Source organism: Protofrankia sp. Cr1 (genome assembly GCF_963555865.1).
Lineage (GTDB): Bacteria > Actinomycetota > Actinomycetes > Frankiales > Frankiaceae > Protofrankia.
The window spans coordinates 3775-5100 of record NZ_CAUVXO010000109.1 but is presented as its reverse complement, the minus strand read 5'-3'; the positions used below and the strand labels follow the sequence as shown (position 1 = coordinate 5100).

Annotated in this window: 2 protein-coding genes and 1 pseudogene; 2 read left to right on the top strand and 1 reads right to left on the bottom strand. The window is 70.2% G+C overall.

All coding sequences use genetic code 11. The features are described 5' to 3' along the window. Nucleotides 1-243: pseudogene (locus tag U9980_RS11380) on the top strand (nicotinate phosphoribosyltransferase); the annotation flags it as partial. Nucleotides 244-259: 16 nt separating this feature from the next. After that, a complete protein-coding gene (locus U9980_RS11375) occupies nucleotides 260-997 on the top strand; it encodes an NUDIX hydrolase (RefSeq protein ID WP_322767887.1) in 738 nt (245 codons plus the stop codon). A gap of 70 nt (nucleotides 998-1067) precedes the next feature. Here U9980_RS11375 and U9980_RS11370 read toward each other — a convergent pair. Next, on the bottom strand, nucleotides 1068-1326 hold a 259-nt coding region (locus tag U9980_RS11370), incomplete at its 5' end, for a hypothetical protein (RefSeq protein ID WP_322767886.1).

Sequence of the window (1326 nt, the reverse complement as noted above, 5' to 3'; positions counted from 1 at the left end):
ACCGATCCCGGCGCGCACGGGACCGGCCTGCGCGAAACCAGCCTGGACCGCCGCCTCCTGGTCCCACTGGTGCGCGGCGGAGTGATCCTGGACGCAGGGCGGACCAACGCGCACGGGCTGCTCGCGGCTCGCGCACACCATGAGGCAACGCTGGCGAGCCTGCCGGTGGACGCCCGGTCAATCGCCTTCGGCGGACCGTGTCTGCCGGTCATCGCCGTCGGGGCACCCACCGGGCAACATTGAGGCCGTGACGGCAGGCATGACCGGACCGCAGACACCGCCGCACGACGCGGCGGAGATGTTCCCCGGGCTGGCGATCGCGGTGAGTGTGGACGTCGTCCTGCTGACATTGCGGGCCGGCCAGCTCTGCGTACTGGTCACACAGCGCGGCTCCCCACCGTTCCAGGACGACTGGGCGTTGCCCGGTGGCCTCGTCCGGGTGGACGAGGACCTTGACGCCTCGGCCCGTCGCCAGCTCACCGAAGAAACCGGAGTCGCCGCTTCGGGTCACCTTGAGCAGCTGCGGACCTATGGGTGCCCGGACCGCGATCCGCGGGCCAGGGTCGTCAGCGTGGCCTACCTCGCACTGCTGCCGAACCTGCCGCCCCCGCCGGGAGCTGATCGCGACGGCCCGAGAGCCCGGTGGTGGCCGGTGGAGGATCTCGGGTCGGCGGACGGCCCGACGCTCGCCTTCGACCATCCGGCGATCGTCGCCGACGGCATGGAGCGGGCACGCAGCAAGCTGGAGTACACCCCGCTCGCCGCGGCCTTCTGCGAAGAACCGTTCACCTTGGCGGAGCTGCGTCGCGTCTACGAGGCCGCCTGGGGAGCTCCGCTGGACCCTCCCAACTTCCGCCGCAAGGTGCTGTCGACAACGGGGTTCGTGGTGCCGGTGGGTGCCCGGGCTGCGCCGCGTGGTGGGGGACGGCCTGCCGAGCTGTACCGGCGGGGCTCGGCGACCGCGCTGCATCCCCCGTTGTTGCGCCGGACGGTGTGACCCCGACACCAACCAGGCCTCACCACCGACCAGTCCTCACCACCAACCAGGCCTCACCACCGACCAGGCCTCACCACCGACCGGTGCCGGCGGCGGCCCGCATGAGATCGTTGTCCGCGTGGATCCCAGTAATGCCGGAATATTTATCGTGGTGGTAGGTGGAGCGCTGTGCGCGCTCCTGCTGCTGGCCGGTCGCGCCGGACGAAGCCTCGCCAAAGATCTCTGGAGCCGGATGGGTCTCCTGCGCTGGATCGTCCTGCTGATCGTCGTTGTCGTTCTTCTCGATCTCGCTGACGGTGCCGTGAACCGTTAAGAGCGCCCGGCAATAA

What these genes read in the sequence shown, in the direction of transcription:
- U9980_RS11375 (WP_322767887.1), top strand. Translation starts at nt 260, where the DNA reads ATGACCGGACCGCAGACACCGCCGCACGACGCGGCGGAGATGTTCCCC.